This window comes from Protofrankia sp. CiP1_Cm_nod3, from assembly GCF_982290655.1.
In genome coordinates, this window is sequence record NZ_CEVIVD010000069.1 from 1 (window position 1) to 5,742 (window position 5,742).

Genomic DNA, 5,742 nt, shown 5'->3' on the forward strand with positions numbered 1-5,742 from the left:
GTGTCCTGGGGGTCGGGCTGGCTGGTGGTGTTCCAGCCGGTGGTGAGCTGGTGCTGTTCGTGGGGGGTGAGGAGGTTGATGGTGCCGATGGGCTGCTCGAGGTCGGTGGTGAAGGCGTCCAGCAGGCCGAACAGACGCCGCTGGTGGGTGGCCAGGTCCTCGGCGCTGTAGAGGTCCGGGTTCGCCTCGAGGTCGATCCGTACCCCTTCCGCGCTGTCGACCCGGTCGTACATGGTGATCGCGAGGTTCTCGATCAGCCCGGTGGTGAGGGTGTGGGTGGCGCCGCGGTGGCCGGCGAAGTCCAGGTCGTAGTCGAAGGAGATGATGTTGACCTCGGTGGCCACGAGATCGTTGCTGCCCTGGGGCAGGCCGAGGTCGCGGGGCAGGTCCTCGCTCCGGTAGCGCTGGTGCCGCAGCGCCTGGCGGATCTCCAGCGACACCTGCCGCACCAGCTCGGACGCGCTCAGCCGCGGCTGTACCTCCACGCGCAGCGGCAGCACGTTGGAGACCATGCAGGGGGTGGCGCGCAGCACGGCGTCGGTGCGGGCCGTCGTGGGCAGGCCCAGGATGACATCCCGCGCTCCGGTCATGCGGTGCAGGTAGGCGGCTGTCGCCGCGACCAGCAGGGCGGAGGGGTGCGTGCGGGCCTGGCGGGCCGCCTGCCGCAGCCGGGCCGCCGCGTCCGGGAGCAGGAAGGCCGTGTGGTGCAGTACCTGCCGCGCCGGCCGGGCCGGGCGAGCGGCGAGCCGGGGCGGTTCGGGCTGGTCGGCGAAGCGCTGCGTCCAGTATTCCCGGTCCGCGAGGAAGCCCTCTGACGCACGGTAGTCCGCGTCCCGTTCCACCAGCAGGCGCAGGGGGGCGAAAGTGGACGGAGGCGCCTCGGCGAGTGACCCGGCGATGTGCGCGGTGTACAGCGCGGCCACTCGCCGGACGAGGAGGACGGAGGCGAAGCTGTCCATCACGATGTGGTGGTAGCTGTGGTACCAGAGGAACCGTTCCGGCTCCAGCCGCAACAGGCCGTGGGAGAACAACGGTCCACGCGTCAGGTCCATCGGCTGGGCCAGCTCGGCCCGCATCCAGGCTTCGGCGGCCGCCCGCGGGGCCGCCTCACCGCTGACGTCGAACACCGGCAGCGTCCAGTCGCCGAGCGGCTCGACGGTCTGCCACAGCGTTCCGTCGTCCTCGAGGAACCGCGCGCGCATGGATTCGGTCTCGGTGAAGGCCTGTCGTAACACAGTCTCGAAGGCCACCGGGTCGATCGGCCCGTTGATCTCTGTGTATCCGCCTATCCGGTAGAGCAGGCTTTCCGGGTCCAGCTGCTGGGCCAGCCAGATTTCGCGCTGCGCAGCGGACACCGGCAGGCGTACACCGTGTGGGTCGGACACCGTCACTTCTCGACTCTCCTTGACAGATTTGGCCGAAAACGGCCTGCCGTCGCCTGGCGGCAGGCGCTGGAACAGGCAGTGGGAGCTGAGCGTGATATTGGAAGATCATCGCGTAGCGGCTGGACCGGGCCCGTCCGCGGGGTAGCGCGGCTCTGCCTAGCGGCGATGTGCGGGCCCTGGGCACTGCCTGTTGCTGGATGCCCATCAGGCCGGCCGGTGCTTTCGGCGGACGAATCCCGAGTGCGAGGCTGTCGCGCTCGGCCGGGCCGGAATTCACGGGTTCATCTGAGTCCAGCCATGGCGTGTCGAGATCCGGGACATCGCTGTGCCGATCGTGGCTGTGCCGATCGTGGCTGTGCCGATGGTGGCGTGCGCGTGTTCGGGCGGGTAGCCGACCGCCCTTGGGAAAGCGCTCTCATGACAGTTCGGACGGTGTCGGTACCGGCGTCCCCGACGACAGGGATGCTCTTGACGACAAAAAGGATGTATACGCCGGACCCGATGGAGGCGGCTGTGCCGTGCTTCCCCTGCGGAACGGCTGCCGCCCACAGCTGGTCCCCGGATTTCTGGAGCGACCGGCAGCAGGCCCGCCGGCATCACGCGCCGGTACGTCACGGGTGAATAGCCGTCGCCCGGCCGCGTTTCACCCCGCTCCGGCAGTGCCGCTGTCGTTGTCGCACACAGCTCCACCGCGTTCTCTCCCCCCACCTCTGTCCTGCCCATCGGACCCGGGCCCCCGGTCCGCTCCTGATGAATGCCTGAAACCTGTGGATCGTTCGGGAGGAGTGCTTTCCCGATGATCGCATGAGGCCTCGAGCAGGCCGACGTTAGCGCGTCGGTTGAGACAGTACAACCCGTGTTCACAGTAGCCGAAGACGGTAGGATGGATGACAGTTGTCCGCGGCTGATGTCACTGATCGCCAAGTCGCGGACGGCGACGGAGCGGCCGGCGCGGACGGATCGGCCAGGGATGCGGCCAGGGATGCGCAGCCAGTACCGCCGGACGCCCACGGACATCGATGGGCGACAACCGCGGGGACGGTTGTCGCTGGTCCCGCGGTCGCCGTGGTCCACGTGCTGTCACTGAGCGGATTCTTCTGTGACGATGTGGTAGGCGCACTATCGTCGGGGTGCGTGGACGAGCCGCCGGTACTTGTGGGGTCTGCCGACATCGCCGCCGTTCTGGGGGTGACGCGGCAGGCCGTCGATCATCGGCTGCGGACCGATCCTCGTGCGCCCGCCCCGGCTGCGGTGGTCAACCACACTTCGCGCTGGGGCGGCACCCGGGTGTGGTGGCGGGCGGACATCGACCGCTGGCTCGGCGGCGCCGACCCCGGCCGCTGGGCCCGTCTGCCCTGATAGAGCCCGCTCAGCCGGCCCGTACGCGACCGACGCTGTCGACCATGCCTGATGGGCCTGTATGACCTGATGAGTGCTCATGACCTGATGCGGGAGAACGGGCCGGGACGCGGCCGGGCGGAAAGCCGTCCTGGGCTGGGGCAGGACCGGTACGCGTGGTTCCGCGGCCGACATGTCGCTGTTCGCGTGGCGACAGTAGCCGGCCGGTTGCTCCTCGTGAGGGAATGCTTGCGGCGGAGGAAACACGCTCAGGACGCGGCTGACCGCCTCCGGGAGGGCGCATGACCGTTTTTCCGGTCGGTTCGTGGTGTTTTCCGGACGGCCCCGCGAAGACCGCGGAAGCGGTCGGATCCGTTTTCTCTCACGCTGGAAGACGCGCATGAGAAAGAGTGAGCTGGCACCGCTGAGCCCGCGGGCGTCGGCGTCGGTGGAACCGGGGCTGTCTACACGGGCTGACCGGTTCGCGCGGCCTGATCCGGATGATTTCCCCGGTGCCCGGACGATCCGCCGCCGGCGCACGCGAACACGCGAACACGCGAACACCGTGGATAGGCGAACACCGTGGATAGGCGCATACGCGAGCGGCCGGCGGCGCTGTCCTCACCGCAGCGTCTTGAACGCGTCGTTGTGGAAGGGGGTCAGCGTCTCGACGCGTCCGTTCAGGATTTTCGTGGCCCATTCGGGGTCGGCCAGCAGGGCGCGGCCGACCGCGACGAGATCGAACTCGTCCCGCTCGAACCGTTCCAGCAGGGCGTCGATGGTGTCGACACCGGACCGGCTGTCCGGGATGGAGACCTGCCCGAACTCGGTGTCCAGACCGACCGAGCCGACCGTCACAGTGGGCCTGCCGGTGAGCTTCTTGACCCAGCCGGCCAGATTGAGCTGTGAACCGGTGAACTCCGGCTGCCAGTACCGGCGTGTCGACGCGTGGAAGACGTCCACGCCGGCGTCGACCAGCGGGGCCAGCAGACGGTCGAGATCCTCGGGGCGCTGCGCGAGCCTGGCGTCGTAGTTCCCGGACTTCCACTGGGACAGGCGGAAGAAGACCGGGAAGCCCGGTGACACCGCGCGGCGGCAGGCCGCCACGATCTCCGCGGCGAACCTGGCCCGGGAGACGATGTCCCCGCCGTAGGCGTCGTCGCGCCGGTTGGTGGTGTCCCAGAGGAACTGGTCGATGAGATAGCCGTGGGCGCCGTGCAGCTCGATGCCGTCGAAGCCGAGGCGTTCGGCGTCCGCCGCCGCGCCGGCGAAGGCCCGCACCACGTCGTCGAGGTCCGCCTGGGTCATCGCGCGGCCGGTGGGCGTCCCATCCAGCGCCAGGCCGGACGGACTGACCGGCGGGGCGCCGGGGACGGGCGGGGCGCCCGCGGCACGGGTCGCGCCGACGTGCCACAGCTGCGGGATGATCCGGCCGCCGGCCTGGTGCACCGCCTCCGCCACCCGCGCCCAGCCGGCGAGCTGGGCCGCGCCGTGGAACCGGGGGACCCGCTCGCTGCTGCCGGCCGAGGCATGGTTGACGTAGGCGCCCTCGGTGATGATCAGCCCTACGTCACTGGCCGCCCGGCGGGCGTAGTAGGCCGCGACGTCGTCGCCGGGCACGCCATCCGGGGAGAACTGGCGGGTCATGGGCGCCATGACGACCCGGTTCGCCACCGTCAGATCACCGACTGTGAACGGCCGTCCCAGGGCCCGCGCCACCCGGGCCGTATCCTGCGTCGACGTCACGCACGGTCTCCTCTCATGCTCCGATGGTCCCGCTCCACAGGCCCGATACCGGCCCAGGCGGTCCAGGCCAGGTGGATGCGCCTGTGGGCGCGGGCGAGTCCGATGCTTGAACGGGTTTCCGTGGCGCCCACATTCCGCGGAGGCCCGGCGAAGCTCTCACGGGACCCGGCGTACCGACCCAGCCCGGACGCGCGGCCCTCGGCCGGACACGTGGCGCGGATACCATTCGCAACCACCCGTCTCCGGAACGTGATCGGTATTCTAGCCGACGCGTCGTTCAAAGGTCACGAGGACGCCGTCGACGCCGCCGGGGCCGATGCGCCCCTTGACCTCCGTCGCGGTGATCGCCTTGAGCTGCCACCCCTGTTTCGCGTGCTCGTTGAGGATCTTCTCCAGTCGGTCGCCGGACATCTTGCCGCCGATCAGCCCCTCCCGCAGTTCGACCACCTTGTACTCGAATCGCTCCGTCATGAGCACATCGTCCCGTGTGGCCGGCCGCCCCGGGCACACCGGCACCCGCGAGCGTGGGGAGCCGCGGGTCATCTGGCCCTGACGACGACCGACTTCATGATCTTGTCGGCGAAGGTCTGCTTTTTGGCATCCCAGAGCGGCCACAGGAAGCCCACGTAGAACGGCAGGGCGTCCAGGAAGTGGCACAGCCGGCGGACGAACGCGCGGCCGAAGCCGAGCGGCCGGCTGTCGAGTTCGCGGACCAGCCTGATACGCGCGATGCGTTTACCCGGCGTCTGACCGGTGACGCCCTCGAGACAGCACATAATGATTATGGACGCGAAAAAGATGAGACCGCTGATTCCGTCGGCCGAGGAGGAAGGTGCGGCGGCGGCCGGGACCGCGGAGACACCCCAGACGATCAGCAGGTCGATGAGGGTGCCCCCGACCCGGGCGCCCCAACCGGCGTAGTACGACCGTACGGGGGCGCCGTACGGGGCTGGTGGCTGAGGGCCGTAGCCGTAGGGGTTCCCGTAACCAGGTGGCTGTGGATATCCGCCGCCGGGCTGTTGCCCCCGTGGCCCGCTGCCGCCCGGGCCACCGGGGGCCACCGGCGGGTACGAGCCCGGCGGAGCCGCGTACGAGCCCGGCGGAGCCGCGTACGAGCCCGGCGGAGCCGCGTACGGAGCCGGCGCGGAGTACGGGGCCGGCGGGGGCCTGTACGCGGCCGGTGGAGGCGGCGGGACACGCTGCGCGCCGCCGCCGAGCGGAGGCGGATATCCCGGGAACGGCATCTCGGCTCCGCGGCCGGGAGGGCCGGGCG

At 70.2% G+C, this 5,742-nt stretch carries 5 protein-coding genes; 1 reads left to right on the forward strand and 4 read right to left on the reverse strand.

All coding sequences use genetic code 11. The features are described from left to right. Nucleotides 1–1,391 (reverse strand): condensation domain-containing protein (locus AC5LUJ_RS14405; RefSeq protein ID WP_493465089.1); only part of this gene is annotated, 1,391 nt, incomplete at its 3' end. A gap of 1,149 nt (nt 1,392–2,540) precedes the next feature. Here AC5LUJ_RS14405 and AC5LUJ_RS14410 point away from each other — a divergent pair. Further along, nucleotides 2,541–2,744: a hypothetical protein gene (locus tag AC5LUJ_RS14410; protein ID WP_493465090.1), complete on the forward strand. Its 204-nt coding sequence runs from the start codon at nt 2,541–2,543 to the stop codon at nt 2,742–2,744. Between the two features lie 600 nt (nt 2,745–3,344). Here the strand turns inward: AC5LUJ_RS14410 and AC5LUJ_RS14415 are convergent. From AC5LUJ_RS14415 to AC5LUJ_RS14425, 3 genes are all read right to left on the reverse strand, one after another. Next, nucleotides 3,345–4,469, reverse strand: coding sequence for an NADH:flavin oxidoreductase (locus AC5LUJ_RS14415; RefSeq protein WP_250292222.1), 1,125 nt, complete (start codon nt 4,467–4,469; stop codon nt 3,345–3,347). 261 nt (nt 4,470–4,730) lie between these two features. Continuing rightward, the gene (locus tag AC5LUJ_RS14420; protein ID WP_250292218.1) at nt 4,731–4,940 is read right to left on the reverse strand and encodes a DUF4177 domain-containing protein; all 210 of its coding nucleotides are present in this window, start codon (nt 4,938–4,940) and stop codon (nt 4,731–4,733) included. Between the two features lie 68 nt (nt 4,941–5,008). Further along, nucleotides 5,009–5,742, reverse strand: a 734-nt coding sequence (locus AC5LUJ_RS14425; RefSeq protein ID WP_493465091.1) for an RDD family protein, incomplete at its 5' end; no start/stop codon positions are given.

Excerpts from the sequence above, each read along its gene's own strand:
- AC5LUJ_RS14420 (WP_250292218.1), bottom strand. The coding sequence starts at position 4,940 with ATGACGGAGCGATTCGAGTACAAGGTGGTCGAACTGCGGGAGGGGCTG.